This is a genomic window from Bacteroidota bacterium, from assembly GCA_016713765.1.
In the GTDB taxonomy this organism is placed as follows: domain Bacteria; phylum Bacteroidota; class Bacteroidia; order AKYH767-A; family 2013-40CM-41-45; genus Pollutiaquabacter; species Pollutiaquabacter aromativorans.
Genome location: JADJON010000001.1, coordinates 2,463,841 through 2,481,336, shown reverse-complemented (window position 1 = coordinate 2,481,336; position 17,496 = coordinate 2,463,841). Strand labels below are relative to the sequence as shown.

The following is a 17,496-nucleotide window of genomic DNA, read 5'->3' as shown; positions in this document are numbered from 1 at the left end:
CGGTACTCATACGATGGTAATGTTTTTCCGCACATTGTTATTGTTGGTTTTTGCTTCCGGGCTTGTGCAGCAGTGCAAGGCTCAGTCATATTCCATTCCCGGCGCTCAAATCCAGCCCCAAATTGTTTTTCCGATATTTTTTGAAGACCGATTTGGTGGTAAAGATACGCTATATGCAGGTTGGGACCCCTCGGCGGACGAGTCATTTGATTCATCTGTTACTGCAGTTTTTGGTGTGCATCCTGTTGCTAGGGATACTTCCGGCTTATTCGCTTATTGGTTATCGGGTAGTACTTATTATAAAGCGAATGTTAGTGGATACGGCCTGGATAGTTCATTCCCACGAATATATCTAATCGCGATAGACAATTCCTGGTTCCCTCTTAAGATAAGTTGGGATAATACTGTATTGCATGATTTGAATATGCCCTTTGCCGATGTTTCTCCTGCCCCTTTGGCGCAAATACATTTTTATTCACTATCAACCGACTAAACTTCAAGGCAGGGATTTAGCTTGAGTTTTGTTTGTTTTTGGGCGTTTTTCAATCTTGGTTCAATGTACCCCTACCTATGTAAAGGTCAGGGATTGTTGAATGGATGTTTCCTTCTTTTTCAAGTAGGTTCTGTCGGTAGATCGTATGAGTTTGATGGCATCCACCACGCTTATGAGATGAATGCGCAAGATGGTTGCAATGGCCGAGAAGGCCTTTTTCGTATTGGCCATTTTCTGTAAAACTGTTAGCAGCAATTGTGCGATTAGCGTACACCAGATTTGCGTTCTAATCGCTGTTACGTTCTCCCCGTAGAAATAATGCAATTGAAAGTTTTGCTTCATTTTCTTGAAGAGTAACTCGATACCCCATCTTTTCTTGTAGACCAACGCCACCTCTTGTGCGCTGATGTCAAAGTTATTGGTGATGAAGACCAGCTCCCGCCCCCGCTCATCACGGTACTGCACCCGGCGAAGCAGCAGGGTTTGTTGACTGTTGTCGATCGCCTTGTATTGGATCACGATTACCTCTTCACCAAGAACCCCGGGCTCCCCTTTGGGTAGCAATTGTTGCGGAACAACTTCAGCTACCTGATAAATCGCATTCTCCTTCTGTCGCGTGACAAAGTAGATGTCCTGATTAGTCCATCGGGCAAATTGTTCATAGACGTTGTAGGCCTTGTCAAATACGACCATGCTGTGGGCGGGGAGTTGTAGGTTCTTAAGAAACAACCGGTCATGCTGACGGGCCTCGGTTATCTTAACGAACCTTGCAACGGATTGTACCGCATCAATCAGCATATGCACCTTGAGTCCGCCTTTCTTCCTGCCATCGCCTTTGGGGTTGCGCCCCACACCCTTTAAGATGTCTCCAAACAGTCCAATGGTCGTAGAGTCGACAATGAGTAACTCTTTGAACGTTAGGCCATATGTTCGGCTGTCCGACAAAAAAGAACTGTAACGCTTCACCAATTCATAGTAGAGTGCCTCGAAAAAGAGGCTGCTGCGATTGCGAAGCCCGTCTCCCGATGTGCTTTTAGCAGGTGCCTCTCTCAAGCCCAAGTGATTCAGCTTACCGCCCATACCGCGCAGTCCCTCACAAACTTCCCCCATAGAATCGCATCGGCTCAAGACCCCAAAGAGCATCGTCACCAGGTGAGTCCAACTATGAAACCGTTTGTAGTAACGATCCGAATCGAACTCATTTACCAGTTTGAAGAAAGCAGGTTTGTCTATTAGTCCCAGCAATTGAGACAAAATCGGCTGACCGACTAAATTTCTTTCCGTACTTTTGATCATGTCGTTATTTGTGGGCAAAACAAATGTACGACTTCAAAGTGGTGTGCCTTCGGGCACCCACTTTCACTGTTTTAGTCGGTTAGTAGTGATTTTTATTATACATTTCCTTTTACTTGGGCAACGGAGAATGGTTCACGCATTTTTCCGGTAGACACTGAAGACTTACTGTGTGATTCCGGTTGTTTCTTTAGGGATAGTTTGATTATTTACCCTCAGGCTGGCTATAACATCCAAACAAGTTCCGGATTTATCCTGTTGCGAATCGGCCCATGGACCAATGGTCTGCATCTCGGCGTGCCGGAGCTTGATGTTGATCTAAAGCAAAGCGTGATTGAAGATGAATTGTTCTTACAAGCCGGCAAGCCGATCCGCACGGTCAGTATTTACCAGGTAACCGGCGCGTTGGTGGTTAACCGAAGCAGGGTGGATGCGCCGGAATTCAGAACCAGCCTGCCTGCTGCAGGAGTCTGGTTTGTACAAGTTGCCGGAGATGATTGGGTGCGGACGCTCAAGGTGATACGGCAGTAAAGTTTACCCATACCACTTAACCGCCCTTTGCGATCCGCAGACGAGTGGGGGATTACTGGTGACGATCGAGCCGGGTTATGCGATTTCCGGCGACTTTGGCAGTGATTTATGGGAGATCGGCTTGGTCGTTGATCGCGCTGAAATGCTCGTCGAAATACATTGAAGTGGCGAGAAGTTTAGTACCTTCCATGGCGAATCCGGTACTCATACGATGGTAATGTTTTTCCGCACATTGTTATTGTTGGTTTTTGCTTCCGGGCTTGGGCAGCAGTGCAAGGCTCAGCCATATTCCATCCCCGGCGCTCAAATCCAACCCCAAATTGTTTTTCCAATATTTTTTGAAGACCGATTTGGTGGACGTGATACCATATATACAGGCTGGGATCCAACTGTGTTAAGTTCATTTGATTCGGCTACGACTTGGAAGTTTGGTGTTCAGCCTGTAATGCTCGATTCAAGCGGCTTATCTGGTTATTGGGAAGCGGGCGGAAAATACTTCAAGGTCAATGTTGGAAATATGGGATTCGGTAATCGTTTCCCTGCTGGGCCAGGAGTCATAGTATATAATTCTTTATTACCACTAACAATTAGTTGGGATACGCGGGTATTGCATGATCTGAACATGCCCTATCCGGATGTTTCACCTGCCCCACTTGCACAAATTCATTTTTCTTATTCCTATTCTTATTCATCTGCTACCGAGAATGGCACTTACTACCTGCAGTCGGGGTATGAAGAGTTATGTTGTGATTCCGGATGTATGTTTCGCGATAGCATTGTCATATCACCGGTTTTGGGTCATACCATACCCACTGAGAGCGGATACCTGATCATCACCATCGGCCCCTGGACCAACGGTGTACTTCCCGGCGTGCCGGAGCTTGATGTTGATCTAAAGCAAAGCGTGATTGAAGATGAATTGTTCTTACAAGCCGGCAAGCCGATCCGTACGGTCAGTATTTACCAGGTAACCGGCGCGTTGGTGGTTAACCGAAGCAGGGTGGATGCGCCGGAATTCAGAACCAGCCTGCCTGCTGCAGGAGTCTGGTTTGTACAAGTTGCCGGAGATGATTGGGTGCGGACGCTCAAGGTGATACGGCAGTAAACCTTGCCGATACCACTTTATCCGGTTGAAGGAGTAGCCGTTTCCGGCCGCCTGGTCGGCAAACAAGCGTACAGGCGAAAGATTTGAATTACTCCCGGATCCTCGCGAAACGACTCACCCGGTGTTCGTATGAGCTTTGCAAATGCAGGATGTACCAACCATCCGGCAAATCTCCCAGGTTGAGATGATACAATCCATCGCCTTTTCTTCGGATAGCGTTTGATAACAGCATTCGTCCGGAGAGATCGGTTACGGAAAGGATTCCGGTGAAAACTTGTTCGGGTAGTTGAACAAACAGCACATCCCGGGCAGGATTAGGAAATACTGTTAACAATTGTGCCGTGGCGGTCGGGTGAAGACGCGTCGGGTCTTCCAACGTCAGCGTGTAATCTTCGGTTTCACCACTGGCCATCTGCGTACAGGCGTCGATGGCGGAGTTCGGTGCGCTGGCCAGGCGGTTGCGCACCCGCATTTTGGTACGGCCGGGGATGATCCAGCCGGGCACGGTGATGGTCACCGAGTCGGCTACGTTGGGCGTGGCGCTGCGGCTGAGGTCGTACCATTCCGTTACATCGAACGTCCCGTTGCGGTCCCAGTCGATCCAAACCGATTCGTTCGCGTTGAAGCTGGATCGCACGGTCAGGGTGTAACTGGAGCCGGCCAGCAGGGTGGCCGTGTAGTTTCCGGTATCGGGATAATCGGTGTAGTACAAGCCGATGGTTCCCGTACAGCCGGAATTGTCGTTGATCAGCGGCGTTCCGGTGATCTTCACCAGGTCGATAAAGCCGTAGGAGCCAGGATCACAGTTGCCGCCCAGGTTGGTGGTACAATAGCAGAGCGTGGGTTCGTTCAGCTCGACCATCGCAGCCGTGGAGGCCGCGCTCTGTCCGTCGCAGGTGAGTACACAACGGAACCAGGTCGTCGCCAACAGGGTTTGGTTCCAGGCCGTGGAGATAGCGCCAACGATCGGACTCCAGTTGAGGTTGTCGGTGCTCGATTCCCATTGATAGGACTGACCGGGACCTGAACTGAAATTCTGCAGGGTCACTGTCACGAAATTGTTCGGGCAAACGGACACGGCGGAAGCGCTCGCGTTGCCGGCCACCGGCGGCGCGGTGCAGGGAGGCGGTGCGCCGAAACGGAACACCAGCCCGTCGGGGGGCAGTTCGCTCTGGTTGAGCGTCACGGTCGCGGAGTTCAGCACGCCGGAAACGGTGCCGGTCCAACCGCCCCCGCCCAGGCTCGCCCGGACGTTGAAGTCGTTGCTGTTCCCGCCGATCATGCCGACCTGCACGAAGGAGGAGTTGATGTTACAACTGTTCTGGCCGTATACGAACTCGATGTTGTTAGATCCTTCGTACAACCGGATCTGGAAGTTGAACACGTCGCCGACATTGCCGCGTTTGCGATAGTTGGTCCATTGCACAACCAGTACACGATCGGGCGCAGTTCCCAGCGTGGCGTATTCCAGTCGCGAGCCGTCCTGCGCCGCGAGGTTGCGCGCAAAGCCGGCGATGATGTTGCCGCCCGCGGTAGTCGAGAGAGGAAAGTAAGGGGCCGTATTGGACAAGTTCACCGAACCCGACCCGATGCCGATCCAGCCGTTCGCGCTGATCCCGAACACATCGCAATTACCTGCCGCGTAACCGAAGGTGAACCCGATCGGGATTCCCGGGCCACTGGTCAACGGACCACCCAGTGGTGAGGCGGTATCAACGAAGTATTGGTCATCGGTCAGTGAATCGCCGATCACCGTCCCGTTGATCGGGCTGTAGGTGGTGGAATCCTGAACGAACAGATAGGTCGAGACCTGAGCGCCGGCCTGCAGACCGGTCAGCAGCAACACGGCCAGTAACAGCCGCAAACGGGAAGTGATCATGTTGGGTGGGTGGTGGTTCCCACAAGTTGGCGAAAAGTTCCGGTCCCGGCAAGCCTTTTAGCGAGCTACGACCAGCTTTCCAGCTCCGCGCTTGGTGTTTCCATCGAGGATGCGGTAGAAATACATGCCTGCAGGTAAGGACTCCGTACGGACCAGCATGGGCCATTGGAGTATTGCGGTCGAAAGCACGATTCGGCCTTGCTGATCCAGCAATTCCAACCTGGAGGAAGGCGTTCTCTGATACGAACCGGAAAGGGTAACACATTCGGATGCCGGCTGGGGATATGCCGTCAGCTGTACGTGATCGAGTACGTCCGGAACGCCCACCGTGGAATCGGGCGTGTACACAAACCAACGCGGAAGGCTGCTGCCCGCGGAGTCGCGCCCGAGTCCCATATAAGCCTTGCGGTCGTCGGTGAAGACAACGGCATTGGAAACCGGTCCTCCGCCGAAGCTGGCTACAGCGGTCCAGTTATTCAGGTTGGGATCGTAGCGCCACATGTCGGACTGTGTGGTACCGTTCGTGCCGCCGACGAAGTAGCCTTTGTCATACAGGCTGAAGCCGCAGAGGTTCGATCGACCTCCGCCGCTGAAATCGGCAACCTGGGTCCAGGCATCGATCAGATAGTTGTACGACCATACATCCTGTCGGTAATCCTGAGAAAAGGAAAAGCCGCAACCATAATAGACTTTGTTGTCGATTGAGAACCCGGCGCCCCAGCGACGGCCGAAGAGGGTACTCTCGGTGACATTGGCCAGGTTGCGTTTCAGTGTCCAGATAGTATCCCGGCGCGGGTTGATCTGCCAGTTCTGTTTCAACCAGGAAGAGCCGCCATCGTAACCGCAAAGGATGAACGCCAGGCTGTCGGTTTCAATCGCCGTGGCATCGGCCCGGCCCACGGAGCTGCTGGTACTGAATTGCCCCAGGCTTTGTTCCGCTGACCAAGTGTTGGATGTGGGATCATAGCTCCAGCAGTCGTTCAACAAGCCGGAGGTATCCTGTCCGCTTACCACATAGCCCTTCCCGCTCAGTGCAAAAGCGACCGCCGACTTTCGTGCACTGCCGCTGAAATCGGCGACCTGGGTCCAACTGTCGGACGATGGGTCATACGCCCAGAAGTCGTTGTAATAATTCCCCAGGCTGTCGGTACCCAGTCCGCTGTAGCCCCTGCCATCGACATAGAAAGCGACAGCGAGCTGACGACCGCCGATGGGCTGATCGGCGATGGCCTGCCAGGTGTCGACCTGGGCGGACAGTGAGCAACTTAGCAGAAGCAGGAATAGGAGGGAACGCAGCAGCATGTTCAGTGAAGCAGGCCGTCACGCATGTGCAACTTCCGATCGGCCATGTTGGCCAGTTCTTCGTTGTGAGTGACGATGATAAAGGTTTGTTGAAGGTCCCGGCGCAACTGAAAGAAGAGTTCATGCAGCGAACGCGCGGATGCGGAATCGAGATTGCCCGAAGGCTCGTCGGCGAGGATGGCGTCGGGTCGGTTCATGAGGGCGCGGGCTACGGCGACGCGTTGCTGTTCACCACCGCTCATCTCCGACGGACGATGTTCCGCACGATCGGCCAGACCGAGTTGCGCGAGCAGTTCCTGCGCTCGTTTCTCTGCGGCAGTGCGGCTTTCACCGGCAATCAAGGCGGGGACGAGGATGTTTTCCAAAGCGGAAAATTCCCCGAGCAAGTGATGGGATTGAAACACGAACCCGAGATGCCGGTTACGGAAAGCGGACAATCGGGCGCTCTTCAGGCGACTGACTTCTTCTCCGGCAATCGTCAGGGTTCCGGCATCCGGAACATCCAACGTGCCAAGGATATGCAGGAGGGTGGATTTCCCCGCACCCGAAGCGCCGACAATACTCACCACCTCGCCCCGAGCCACCTCCAGGTCAATGCCCTTAAGGATCTCCAACTGCTCGAACCGTTTCGTGATACCCTTCGCGCTGATCATCGATTGCGAAGATAGCGAAAGGATGGGGTATCTTGTTCCGGGTTTCGAGTTCCGAGTTCGTTAAAACGTTCGAACGTTTAAACGTTTTAACGTTAACCAACCGGAAACCGGAAACCCGAAACCCTCTAACTCTTGTGCCTCTTCAAATACTCCCAATCCAAAAAGTAAAGCACCTTCACCGAGATCGAATTGGTTTGCGGTTCTTCGATGGTGTTGGAGAGGTTGCGGAAGTAGCCGGGTAGGATGGCCGAGTCTTCGTGAGCGATCTGATTCTTGTAGGTAATGATCAGCGAACTGCCGGGAGAGAACACCCAGTTATAGACCAGGTCCACGTTGAAGTAGTTGGCGCGGAAATCGGTCGAGAGCATTTCCACCGACGGGTTGAGGTACCCATCATTCTGGACAAGTTCTCCTGCGTTGCCGAGATCATAGTACCGGTCGTAGTCACCTTGCGAGAAGTAATGCCGCATGATGAGCGAGAGCGACATGTCGGTCTTGAACAGGTAACGAGTGGTAACCGAATTGGTGATCGTCAGTACGTCACGTCTGCCGAACACCGGATTGCCGACACTGTTGAAGGTCGAAAAGCCCCGGTCGTTCAGGGTATAATCCCAGTTGTGGTTCACTTTGAAGGACCAGCGATCGCTGAACCGGATCATCGGAACGATATAATAACCGTAGCTGGAAGCGCCAAAGGAAGGAGCCTGCCAGGTTCGGGTTCCGAAGTCGAACGCCAGCTTCTTGTTGTAATCGGTCGTGAAATTGATGCTGCCCCAATGGTTCATCGGGGTCACATAGTAACGTCCGTCGTAGGTGCGGGGCTCGAAATAGTCACGCCCCTCGGCGAAAGTGCTGCCACCATCGGCATAAACCGACCAGTTGTTATTGAAGAGTAGCCAGAAATTCAAGCCGCCCTGAAACTGCGTCATCAGGTTGTTCACGCTCCAGCGACCACCCCGGTAAATCCAGGCGTTCAGGTTGCCCTGACGGAAATGTTTCCAGAACGGGTTGAATTTGTTGTAACTGCCGTACAGGTTGATGTCGCTGTAATCGTTTACGAAGATGTACGACAGGTCGTTCTTGTCGAATTTCTTATCGCCGAATTCGAACACGCCGCCATACTGCCAGGTTCCGCTGATCTTGTCGGCAACGAAGCTGAACTGGCTGCCGTCCTTCTTATCCTTCGTTCGTCCGCCTTCCGGATTGTCCACCCACTGCCTGACTTCACTGCGCGAATAACGGCTCGAGATGCGTACGGTGTGCTTCTTGTTTTCGAAGGTGTAGGAACCGGTCGATACGTCGGCATCCCGGGAAGCGCCGTCGCGCATCACGCTGGTGTTGATGAAGTAGGAGCTCGAGTTGTTGGGCAGTTGCTGGTCGAAGACCAGGATGTTGTAATTGGTGAGGGGAGAGGTGAGGATCTTCCGTTTCCCGCCGTCAGCCGTCCGGATCGTAGCATAGGTATTGGCGGTAACCGCGTTGAACAACCCGATGCCGAGTCCTTTGTTCGTGCGACCGCTGACTTTTACGGCATTCACCAGGCGGGCTTTGTCCGGATTTTCTTCTATCGACTCACCCGGGTTCAGCAGGTAAGGTACATCGTAATAACCCGAGGGTGTACCACCGACCCGGCGAGAATAAAACAGTCGCCCGCGCGAGAACAGTTCGATCCCTTCCTTGAAGAACGGCCGTCGCTCATCGTAGATGACTTCGAAAGCGCCGATGTTCTTGATCTTGTTGTCGCTTTGTACCTGCGAAAAGTCGGGAAGCAGGGTCAGGTCGAGGGTGAAGCGCTCGTCGATCCCGTACTTGAGGTCCGCACCGCCGGAGTAACTGTAGCTGTTATCGTGGGTGCGTTGTCCGTTCTCGCCCAGGCTCGTCTGGTTCTCGCCGTAGATGGACAGATAGGGTGTAAGGGAAAGTCGCAGGGGAGGTTTGATATCGGTCAGTCCGATCAGGGTGCCCCAATACACCATACCGTTCCGCTGGTCTTTCTTGGTCAGCGACCATTGATCATATTCCCGGTTGCGCCGGATCAAACGGGCAAATTGCAATGCCCATTCCTGTTTGTCGGCCGCCGGGAAACGCAGCGCGGAATAAGGAATCCTGACTTCCACCGTCCAGCCTTTGTCATGCAGTTGAACCGCGCTCTGCCAGACCGCATCAAAGGTGAAATCATTCGCATACGATTCCGACTGTACACCGGAGGCCGTCACTTCAAACACGTAGCCTTCCTGCCGCTGGTTGTAGGGGTCCAGGCCGATCCTGAACGCATCGGTATTCAGGTTATACCCTTCATCGCGATTACCCAACTCATGCAGGATGCTGTCGGGTGAAGTATCGTAGAGGTGGGCAAGGATGTAAATCGAGGTGTTATCATACAGCAACTTGACCCGGGTCTCCTGGCTGATGACGGCGCCTTCCTGCGGTTCCAGTTGCGTGAATCCCTCGGCAATGGCAGCGGTCCTCCAGGTGTCTTCTTCTTTGCCATCGATTCGGATAGAACCTGTAAACCGGCGGGCTTCATACGTCTTGGTCGCGTCTGCAAAGAGCCTGGGGCCGGACGCGAAAAGAAGAAAGACAAAAAAAAGCTTGCGCAGCAGCATAGGGGGCGGGGATTTCCAAACGTACATCCGTTCCGCTCTTCCCGGGGTTAATGCAATGTTAAAGTTAGAATTGTCCGCAAAAAGCTTTGAAGGCAACGGTTCAGTGCTCGCAGCTATTGTGCGGAAGGATGGATTAGGAGTGGTGAGCTTATGTTAACTTTGAAGACCCAATCCCACGAACATGAAAAAGCTACTCTTTACCATCGGCTGCACCATCGTGTTGCTCGGCAAGCTCTACGGACAGGACTGCGAAGGCTTCTACCCGATGAATAAGGGCAATGTGATGGAGCTGACCTCCTACAACGAAAAGGACAAGCTGCAGTCGGTCTCCACCACCACCATCACCGACCGCGCTTCCGGTCCCGACGGAATCACCCTGCAGATGCACAGCAGTTCACGAGACGAGAAAGGTAAAAGCATGGCTGAAGTGGATTTTGATGCACGTTGCTCGGAGGGCGTTTTCTACATGAGCATGAAAAACATGGTTTCGTCCGAACAACTGGCTGCCTGGAAGGACATGGACATGAAAATGAGCGGAACCGATTTGCAGATCCCACTCAATGCGGCTCCCGGTCAGACATTACCGGATGGTTCCTTCATGATCGAGGTAAGCATGAACGGGATGAAGATGCCGGGTATGTCGATCGAAGTGACCGACCGCAAGGTGGTCGCCGAGGAAACCATAACCACCGCTGCCGGCACGTTCACCTGCCTGAAGATCACCTCGAAGGTGAAGTCCAAAACGATCTTCACCATGGAAATGAATAGCGTTGAGTGGTATTCCAAAGGGAATGGGATGGTGCGGTCGGAGTCTTATAAAGGCGACAAACTGAAGGGATATACCGTGCTGACAAAGCTGGTTAAGTGACTTCATTTTTTATTTGCACCAGACTCTTAACTTATTATTTTACAAATCTTTATGATAGATAAAGTAAAGCCCCCGGTCAAGGCGGACCTGTCCGAATACTACCAGAGTTATTGGGACTATCTCCAGTCGGATGACCTGCTATTGGAAATGAAGAATCAGTTTCGGGAAAGCCTGGAAGCGTTCGGAGCATTCCGGGCGACCGACGGTGGCCCTGCCTATGCTCCCGGTAAATGGTCGGTCAAACAACTGTTGGGTCACCTGATCGATTGCGAACGGATTTTCCAATTCAGGGCGCTGTCTTGTGCAAGAGGGGAGCGCGCGGCATTACCGGCCTTCGACGAGGATCTCTATGCTCAGACCAGTCGCTCGGATGATCGCAGCCTGGATGAAATGCTGGAAGAATGGTCGGTCGTTCGGAGAGCCTACGAATGCCTGATAGAGCCCTTTGATGAAGCAGAATGGGATCGGGCAGGGGTCGCAAACGGCAGGGAAGTCTCCAACCGCATTTTACTCTATTTCGTGATCGTCCATGCCCGGCACCACACCCGGATCCTGCACGAACGATACGGGAAATGATCGATTTTTTCGGTCGTAATTTCCCCGAATCTGCTACTTTTGCGCGGCTTCCGGGGTGGAACAGACCATTGCCGGAACAGCCAGCAACAGCATGAACATTCACGAATACCAGGGTAAAGAGATCCTCAAGACGTTTGGCGTCGGAATCCAGGAAGGCATCGTGGCCGATACGGCCGATGCAGCCGTAGCCGCCGCGAAAAAACTCAGCGAACAAACCGGTACCCAATGGTGGGTGGTGAAAGCCCAGATCCATGCCGGTGGTCGTGGAAAAGGTGGCGGCGTTAAGCTGGCCAAATCCCTGGACGAAGTGAAAGAGAAAGCCGGACAGATCATCGGTATGAACCTGGTGACTCCGCAAACCGGTGCTCAGGGAAAGAAGGTCCACCAGGTACTGATCGCGCAGGATGTTTACTATCCCGGCGCTTCGCCGACCAAGGAATTCTACATGAGCGTGCTGCTCGACCGTTCGAAAGGCCGGAACATCATCATGTATTCCACCGAAGGCGGCATGGACATCGAGGAAGTTGCCGCTACCAAACCCGAGAAGATTTTTAAAGAAGAAGTTGACCCCAAAACCGGTCTGCTGCCCTTCCAGGCACGCAAGGTGGCCTTCAACCTCGGGTTGAGTGGTGAAGCGTTCAAGCAGATGACGAAATTCGTCACCGCGCTTTATAAGGCGTACGATGCTATTGACGCCTCTTTGTTCGAGATCAACCCGGTCCTCAAGACCAGCGATGACAAGATCATCGCTGTGGACGCCAAGGTGAATTTCGACGAGAACGGCTTGTTCCGTCATCCCGACTACGAAAAGCTCCGCGACGTACGCGAAGAAGATCCCACCGAAGTGGAAGCGGGCGAGCACAGCCTCAACTATGTGAAACTCGATGGTAACGTCGGTTGCATGGTGAACGGCGCCGGCCTGGCCATGGCGACCATGGACATGATCAAATTGTCGGGTGGCGATCCGGCCAACTTCCTCGACGTAGGCGGCACCGCCAACGCGGCCCGGGTGGAACAGGCATTCCGGATCATCCTGAAAGACACCAACGTGAAGGCCATTCTGGTGAACATCTTCGGCGGCATCGTGCGTTGCGACCGCGTAGCCCAGGGGATCGTCGATGCCTACAACAACATCGGCTCAATACCAGTTCCGATCATCGTGCGCCTGCAGGGAACCAACGCCGCGGAAGCCAAGAAGATCATCGACGAGTCCGGACTCAAGGTGTTCTCCGCGATCGAGTTGAAGGAAGCCGCCGACCTGGTCAATCAGGTGTTGAGTAAAAACTGATCCCATCCATGAACGTACTCTCCAACGAGCACGCCTTTCTGGCCGTGCCCGAGCCCGAATTTTGCCAATACGAGAAAGCCCGCTTCGTCATCCAGCAGGTTCCGTATGAACATACTTCGTCCTACCTGGAAGGCTCGTCCAAAGGACCTGAAGCCATGGTGGCCGCTTCCCATTTCGTCGAGTTCTACGACGAGGAATTGGACCTGGAGACCTACAAGCAATGTGGTATCGCCACGCTCGCGCCCATGGATTTTACCGGCAAGTTCGATAAGGCTGCCGTTGATCACATCCAGTCGGAAACATCCAGGCACGTACGTAACGGCAAGTATGTCGTTAGCCTCGGAGCCGAGCATACCGTGACGCTTGGATTTGTGAAAGCCTACCTGGAGCAGTATCCGGATCTGGCCGTTCTACAGATTGATGCCCACTCCGACCTGCGTGCGGCTTACCACGATAATCCGTACTCGCATGCCAGTGTCATGGCCCGAATTCATGATCTGAACGTTCCGCTGGTGCAGATCGGAATCCGCGCCCAGTGCAAAGAGGAAGCCGATCTGATCAAAGCGAGCGCCAACATCCATACGTTCTACGCCCATACGATCCGGTCGCAAGCCGACTGGATGGACAAGGCCATCGCTGCCCTTCCGAAGAACGTGTACCTGACGATCGATGCGGATGGTTTCGATCCTGCTGTTATTCCGGCAGTCGGTACGGCTGAGCCCAATGGTCTTTTCTGGGTGGAAACGCTGCAGTTTCTTCGCCGTGTCTTCCGTGAACGGAATGTTGTCGGTTTCGATGTCGTCGAATGTGCTCCCATCGAAGGCAGTATCCTGTCTGAGTATACCCTGGCGAAGCTCGTGTACCGCCTGATCGGCTACCAGGTTACCCGTTGATATTTCGGTTTTTTAATCCTTAATTTTGTAATGCACCCAGCGTTACAATCATGAAGGATTTCAAGATTGACAACAAAGGATCGGGTCGCCTTTTTTCCAGTTCATTCCTCGAGCGACTCACCAGAACGCACTTTTTGTTTCCGGTCATCTTGTACTATCTGGCCGCGATCTCCTGTGTGGGTTATGCGATCTACGAAACATCCATCTCGTTTCTTCGATTTTGGTGGTTGTTTGTTCCCGGCATGTTGCTCTTCTCCCTGGTCGAGTACCTCATCCATCGCTTCCTTTTTCATTTTAACGCAAAGTCGCCGGCTGAACTTCAACTCCAGTATAACATTCACGGGATCCATCATGAATTCCCGCGCGACAAGGACCGACTCGTCATGCCGCCGGTTGTTTCTATAGTTGTAGCATCGCTCTTCGGCTACTGCTTTTACTTCCTGATGGGAGGAAACGGGTGGATACTCTTCGGAGGATTTCTGGCCGGTTATTCCACTTACCTGATCATCCATTATTCCGTGCATGCCCGGCGTCCTCCCGACAATTTCCTGCGGTACTGGTGGAAGCATCACAGCCGTCACCACTATGCCTCGGTGCATTCGGCCTTTGCGGTCTCGATGCCCTTGTGGGACTTCGTCTTCGGTACGATGCCACCGAAATCGGATACGGGAAGGTCCGGTGCGACCGATGATCAGCATTCCTGATTACTTCATTGTATTGAGGGAATCCCCTTTCAACGGATTCCGTACCTTTCGAAGGCCAATAACCTGTTATGAAGAAGATATTGATCGCCAACCGGGGCGAGATCGCGATCCGGGTCATGCGCTCTGCCCGTGAAATGGGTATCGCTACCGTTGCGGTGTTTTCTGAAGCCGATCGGAATGCCCTGCACGTGCGCTATGCCGACGAAGCAGTTTGCATTGGACCGGCTGCTTCCAGCCAGAGTTATCTGGTCATGGAGCGCATCATCGAGGCTGCCCGTCAAACCGGCGCCGATGCCATCCATCCGGGTTATGGGTTCCTGTCGGAGAACGCGGCGTTCGCGGACCTGGTGAAAGCTTCCGGTATCATCTTCATCGGACCGAGCGGCGATTCCATGCGTAAGATGGGCAGCAAACTGGCCGCGAAGGCGACCGCCGAAGCGCATAATATTCCCCTGGTACCCGGCACGGCCAAGGCACTTGAATCGGTAGAAGAGGGTATGCGGGTAGCCGAGAAGATCGGGTTTCCGGTGCTGATTAAGGCATCCGCGGGCGGTGGAGGAAAAGGCATGCGCATCGTACATGCAGCCGTTGAGTTCGAAGAGCAAATGCGCCTGGCGGTCAGCGAAGCGACTTCCTCCTTCGGTGACGGAGCTGTATTCATCGAACGATACGTCGGTTCCCCTCGTCACATTGAGATCCAGGTACTCGGCGATACGCACGGCAATGTGGTTCACCTGTTCGAACGGGAGTGCAGTGTCCAGCGCAGGCATCAGAAGGTCGTAGAGGAAGCGCCATCATCCGTGTTGACACCTCAACTACGGGCGGAAATGGGTCGTTGCGCGGTGGAAGTCGCGAAGGCTTGTAACTACGTAGGAGCAGGCACCGTGGAATTTCTACTCGACGAACGCCTTAACTTCTACTTTTTGGAAATGAATACGCGTCTCCAGGTAGAACACCCGGTAACAGAGTATATCACCGGCCTCGACCTAGTGAAAGAGCAAATAAAGGTCGCCCGAGGCGAACGTCTTTCATTCCGTCAGGAAGACCTGAAGATTCTCGGTCACGCCATCGAGATCCGGGTGTATGCGGAAGACCCGGCGGATAATTTCCTGCCGGACATCGGTCGACTCTCGACCTACCGGATCCCGCAGGGACCTGGCATACGGGTGGATGATGCCTATGAGGAGGGCATGGATATTCCGATCTATTACGATCCGATGATTGCCAAGCTGATCGCCTACGGAAGCGATCGTTCGGAAGCCATCGAACGCATGAAGCGGGCGATCGAGGACTACCACATCACCGGGGTAAAGACCACACTACCGTTCTGCCATTTCGTGATGCAGCATGAAGCATTCGTTTCGGGGAAGTTCGATACCCATTTCGTCAAGAACCACTATACTCCGGATATGTTGCACCGTGCGGAGCCTGATGAGGAGATGATCGCGGCCTTGCTGGCTGTTCGGAGTATTCGGAATAATTCCATACCCCGAAATTCCACTTCCGGAGAGCAGGGGCAGGTTTCACGCTGGAAATCAAACAGGTTAAGGTCTGCTGACTGACTTTAATTCGGCACGTGCTTTGTAATCAAGGACGGGATGAAAACGCTTTTGCTGTTGTGCTGTTGTCTGCTTTCCCTTGGCGCTGTCGCACAAAAAGGTGACCCGCAGGGTCCCTACAAACTCCCCTACATACTCGAAGGAGACGATACCATTCCGGTCGTCAACCTTCCGATTGTCGATATCGTCGAAAGCGGCGCGGACTACCAGAAGAACCTCAAAGAGTACTACCGGCTTCGATACAATGTGATCAAAGTCTATCCCTATGCGCGTCTTGCAGCCATGAAGGTTAGGGAGATGAATGCAAGAATGGAGCAGATGGACAGCGAGCGGGAAAAACGCCGGTACCGGAAGGCGGTAGAAGACCAAATTAGAAAGGACTTCGAGGAGCAGATCAAAAAGCTCAGCATCAACCAGGGCAATGTCCTGATCAAACTGATCGACCGGGAAACCGGACAATCTTCCTATAGCCTGATTAAAGAACTAAAGGGGTCCCTCAACGCCTTTTTTGCGCAAAGCCTGGCCAGGTTATTCGGCCACGACTTAAAGGACCGTTACGATCCCACCGGGGCCGACAAAACGATCGAGAGCATCGTGCGTCAGATCGAGACGGGGCAGATAGCGTTTTGAGAGTGGGAGGAAGGCGGGTAACTCGTAACTAGAAACTAGTAACTAGAAACTGATAACCAGATATTGGTAATGCTAAAATAATCAGCTCAAGCTACTAATCACTAATTACTAATTACCAGTTACTAGTTTCTAGTTACCATCTTCAAATCCCCAATCACTATTTCCCCTTTCACCGCCTGAACTCCGGTGCTACCACCAATTCCTTACTGCCCGCGGAGTAGCTGTAAAATCCCTTTCCGCTTTTGACGCCCAGGTTTCCGGCGGTAACCATGTTGACCAGCAGGGGACAGGGAGCGTATTTCGGATTACCGAAGCCGTTTTGTAACACACGCAGGATGCTCAGGCAGGTGTCCAGCCCGATGAAGTCGGCAAGTTGCAGCGGACCCATCGGATGAGCCATCCCGAGTTTCATGACCGTGTCGATTTCTTCTACGCCGGCTACACCCTGGAAAAGCGTTTCGATGGCTTCGTTGATCATGGGCATGAGGATGCGGTTGGAAACGAATCCGGGATAGTCGTTCACTTCTACCGGCACCTTGCCGAGTTTGCGTGAAAGTTCCAGAATGGTTCCGGTCACTTCATCCGACGTGGCGTAACCGCGTATGACTTCCACCAGTTTCATGATCGGAACCGGATTCATGAAGTGCATGCCGATCACTTTTTCGGGTCGCTTCGTCTGCGCCGCCATCAGCGTGATGGAAATCGACGAGGTGTTGGTGGCCAGGATCGCGCCGGCAGGAGCGTGCTGGTCCATGTCGCGGAAGATCCTGCATTTGAGGTCGACGTTCTCTGTCGCGGCTTCAACCACGAGGTCTGCACCGGCAACACCTTCCTGCAAAGACGTAAAGGTCCGGATATGCTTCAGGGTGCTTTCCTTGTCCTGCACACTGATCTTTTCCTTGGCGACCATCCGATCCAGGTTCTTGGAAATCGTATCCACTGCGCGCTTCAAAGCGTCTTCAGATACGTCGATCATCGCGACCTGATAACCCGACTGGGCAAACACATGCGCGATACCATTTCCCATGGTCCCCGCCCCGATAACACTGATGTTTTTCATAGAAAGAATGGATGATCAGATGATGGTGGTGACTTGAAATTACATGTACTAGTTAG

General features: G+C 53.2%; 16 protein-coding genes. 10 read left to right on the top strand and 6 right to left on the bottom strand.

Annotated elements, in window-relative coordinates; genetic code table 11:
• Positions 1-19 precede the first annotated feature (19 nt).
• On the top strand, positions 20-493 hold the full coding sequence (locus IPJ96_09600) for a hypothetical protein (protein ID MBK7910602.1): 474 nt from the start codon (positions 20-22) through the stop codon (positions 491-493).
• 75 nt (positions 494-568) lie between these two features.
• Here IPJ96_09600 and IPJ96_09595 read toward each other — a convergent pair whose 3' ends face one another.
• Complete coding sequence (locus IPJ96_09595) at positions 569-1,789, bottom strand: IS4 family transposase (protein ID MBK7910601.1); 1,221 nt, start codon at positions 1,787-1,789, stop codon at positions 569-571.
• Positions 1,790-1,987: 198 nt separating this feature from the next.
• Here IPJ96_09595 and IPJ96_09590 point away from each other — a divergent pair, with 198 nt between their 5' ends.
• Positions 1,988-2,317: a hypothetical protein gene (locus IPJ96_09590; protein ID MBK7910600.1), complete on the top strand. Its 330-nt coding sequence runs from the start codon at positions 1,988-1,990 to the stop codon at positions 2,315-2,317.
• Between the two features lie 217 nt (positions 2,318-2,534).
• Positions 2,535-3,422 carry a hypothetical protein gene (locus tag IPJ96_09585; protein ID MBK7910599.1) on the top strand — a complete coding sequence of 296 codons (888 nt, stop codon included), beginning with the start codon at positions 2,535-2,537 and terminating at the stop codon, positions 3,420-3,422.
• 88 nt (positions 3,423-3,510) lie between these two features.
• On the opposite strand, the gene IPJ96_09580 is transcribed toward IPJ96_09585, so the two are convergent.
• The 4 genes from IPJ96_09580 to IPJ96_09565 all read right to left on the bottom strand — a co-directional run bounded on the left by IPJ96_09580 (position 3,511) and on the right by IPJ96_09565 (position 9,862).
• On the bottom strand, positions 3,511-5,301 hold the full coding sequence (locus tag IPJ96_09580) for a T9SS type A sorting domain-containing protein (GenBank protein ID MBK7910598.1): 1,791 nt from the start codon (positions 5,299-5,301) through the stop codon (positions 3,511-3,513).
• A gap of 57 nt (positions 5,302-5,358) precedes the next feature.
• The gene (locus tag IPJ96_09575) at positions 5,359-6,603 is read right to left on the bottom strand and encodes a T9SS type A sorting domain-containing protein (protein ID MBK7910597.1); all 1,245 of its coding nucleotides are present in this window, start codon (positions 6,601-6,603) and stop codon (positions 5,359-5,361) included.
• A gap of 2 nt (positions 6,604-6,605) precedes the next feature.
• Positions 6,606-7,256, bottom strand: coding sequence for an ABC transporter ATP-binding protein (locus IPJ96_09570; GenBank protein ID MBK7910596.1), 651 nt, complete (start codon positions 7,254-7,256; stop codon positions 6,606-6,608).
• Positions 7,257-7,381: 125 nt separating this feature from the next.
• On the bottom strand, positions 7,382-9,862 hold the full coding sequence (locus IPJ96_09565) for a carbohydrate binding family 9 domain-containing protein (GenBank protein ID MBK7910595.1): 2,481 nt from the start codon (positions 9,860-9,862) through the stop codon (positions 7,382-7,384).
• Between the two features lie 181 nt (positions 9,863-10,043).
• Between IPJ96_09565 and IPJ96_09560 the strand changes: the two genes are divergently transcribed.
• The 7 genes from IPJ96_09560 (at position 10,044) to IPJ96_09530 (ending at position 16,380) form a co-directional block, all read left to right on the top strand.
• Entirely contained in the window at positions 10,044-10,730 is a 687-nt protein-coding gene (locus IPJ96_09560) for a hypothetical protein (protein ID MBK7910594.1), read from the top strand.
• A 51-nt stretch (positions 10,731-10,781) separates the two neighbouring features.
• Positions 10,782-11,306, top strand: coding sequence for a DinB family protein (locus IPJ96_09555; protein ID MBK7910593.1), 525 nt, complete (start codon positions 10,782-10,784; stop codon positions 11,304-11,306).
• Between the two features lie 91 nt (positions 11,307-11,397).
• Complete coding sequence (gene sucC / locus IPJ96_09550; protein MBK7910592.1) at positions 11,398-12,594, top strand: ADP-forming succinate--CoA ligase subunit beta; 1,197 nt, start codon at positions 11,398-11,400, stop codon at positions 12,592-12,594.
• An 8-nt stretch (positions 12,595-12,602) separates the two neighbouring features.
• Positions 12,603-13,487 carry an agmatinase gene (speB, locus tag IPJ96_09545; protein MBK7910591.1) on the top strand — a complete coding sequence of 295 codons (885 nt, stop codon included), beginning with the start codon at positions 12,603-12,605 and terminating at the stop codon, positions 13,485-13,487.
• Positions 13,488-13,537: 50 nt separating this feature from the next.
• The gene (locus IPJ96_09540) at positions 13,538-14,191 is read left to right on the top strand and encodes a sterol desaturase family protein (GenBank protein ID MBK7910590.1); all 654 of its coding nucleotides are present in this window, start codon (positions 13,538-13,540) and stop codon (positions 14,189-14,191) included.
• 68 nt (positions 14,192-14,259) lie between these two features.
• On the top strand, positions 14,260-15,753 hold the full coding sequence (accC, locus tag IPJ96_09535; GenBank protein ID MBK7910589.1) for an acetyl-CoA carboxylase biotin carboxylase subunit: 1,494 nt from the start codon (positions 14,260-14,262) through the stop codon (positions 15,751-15,753).
• 36 nt (positions 15,754-15,789) lie between these two features.
• A complete protein-coding gene (locus IPJ96_09530; protein ID MBK7910588.1) occupies positions 15,790-16,380 on the top strand; it encodes a DUF4294 domain-containing protein in 591 nt (196 codons plus the stop codon).
• 169 nt (positions 16,381-16,549) lie between these two features.
• Here IPJ96_09530 and IPJ96_09525 read toward each other — a convergent pair whose 3' ends face one another.
• Positions 16,550-17,440, bottom strand: coding sequence for a 3-hydroxybutyryl-CoA dehydrogenase (locus IPJ96_09525; GenBank protein MBK7910587.1), 891 nt, complete (start codon positions 17,438-17,440; stop codon positions 16,550-16,552).
• Positions 17,441-17,496 lie beyond the last annotated feature (56 nt).

Coding starts and splice junctions, on each gene's coding strand:
- speB (MBK7910591.1), top strand. CDS start 12,603: ATGAACGTACTCTCCAACGAGCACGCCTTTCTGGCCGTGCCCGAGCCC.
- IPJ96_09575 (MBK7910597.1), bottom strand. CDS start 6,603: ATGCTGCTGCGTTCCCTCCTATTCCTGCTTCTGCTAAGTTGCTCACTG.
- IPJ96_09530 (MBK7910588.1), top strand. CDS start 15,790: ATGAAAACGCTTTTGCTGTTGTGCTGTTGTCTGCTTTCCCTTGGCGCT.
- IPJ96_09525 (MBK7910587.1), bottom strand. CDS start 17,440: ATGAAAAACATCAGTGTTATCGGGGCGGGGACCATGGGAAATGGTATC.
- IPJ96_09565 (MBK7910595.1), bottom strand. CDS start 9,862: ATGCTGCTGCGCAAGCTTTTTTTTGTCTTTCTTCTTTTCGCGTCCGGC.
- accC (MBK7910589.1), top strand. CDS start 14,260: ATGAAGAAGATATTGATCGCCAACCGGGGCGAGATCGCGATCCGGGTC.
- IPJ96_09580 (MBK7910598.1), bottom strand. CDS start 5,301: ATGATCACTTCCCGTTTGCGGCTGTTACTGGCCGTGTTGCTGCTGACC.
- IPJ96_09540 (MBK7910590.1), top strand. CDS start 13,538: ATGAAGGATTTCAAGATTGACAACAAAGGATCGGGTCGCCTTTTTTCC.
- IPJ96_09555 (MBK7910593.1), top strand. CDS start 10,782: ATGATAGATAAAGTAAAGCCCCCGGTCAAGGCGGACCTGTCCGAATAC.
- IPJ96_09595 (MBK7910601.1), bottom strand. CDS start 1,789: ATGATCAAAAGTACGGAAAGAAATTTAGTCGGTCAGCCGATTTTGTCT.
- IPJ96_09570 (MBK7910596.1), bottom strand. CDS start 7,256: ATGATCAGCGCGAAGGGTATCACGAAACGGTTCGAGCAGTTGGAGATC.
- sucC (MBK7910592.1), top strand. CDS start 11,398: ATGAACATTCACGAATACCAGGGTAAAGAGATCCTCAAGACGTTTGGC.
- IPJ96_09600 (MBK7910602.1), top strand. CDS start 20: ATGTTTTTCCGCACATTGTTATTGTTGGTTTTTGCTTCCGGGCTTGTG.
- IPJ96_09560 (MBK7910594.1), top strand. CDS start 10,044: ATGAAAAAGCTACTCTTTACCATCGGCTGCACCATCGTGTTGCTCGGC.
- IPJ96_09585 (MBK7910599.1), top strand. CDS start 2,535: ATGTTTTTCCGCACATTGTTATTGTTGGTTTTTGCTTCCGGGCTTGGG.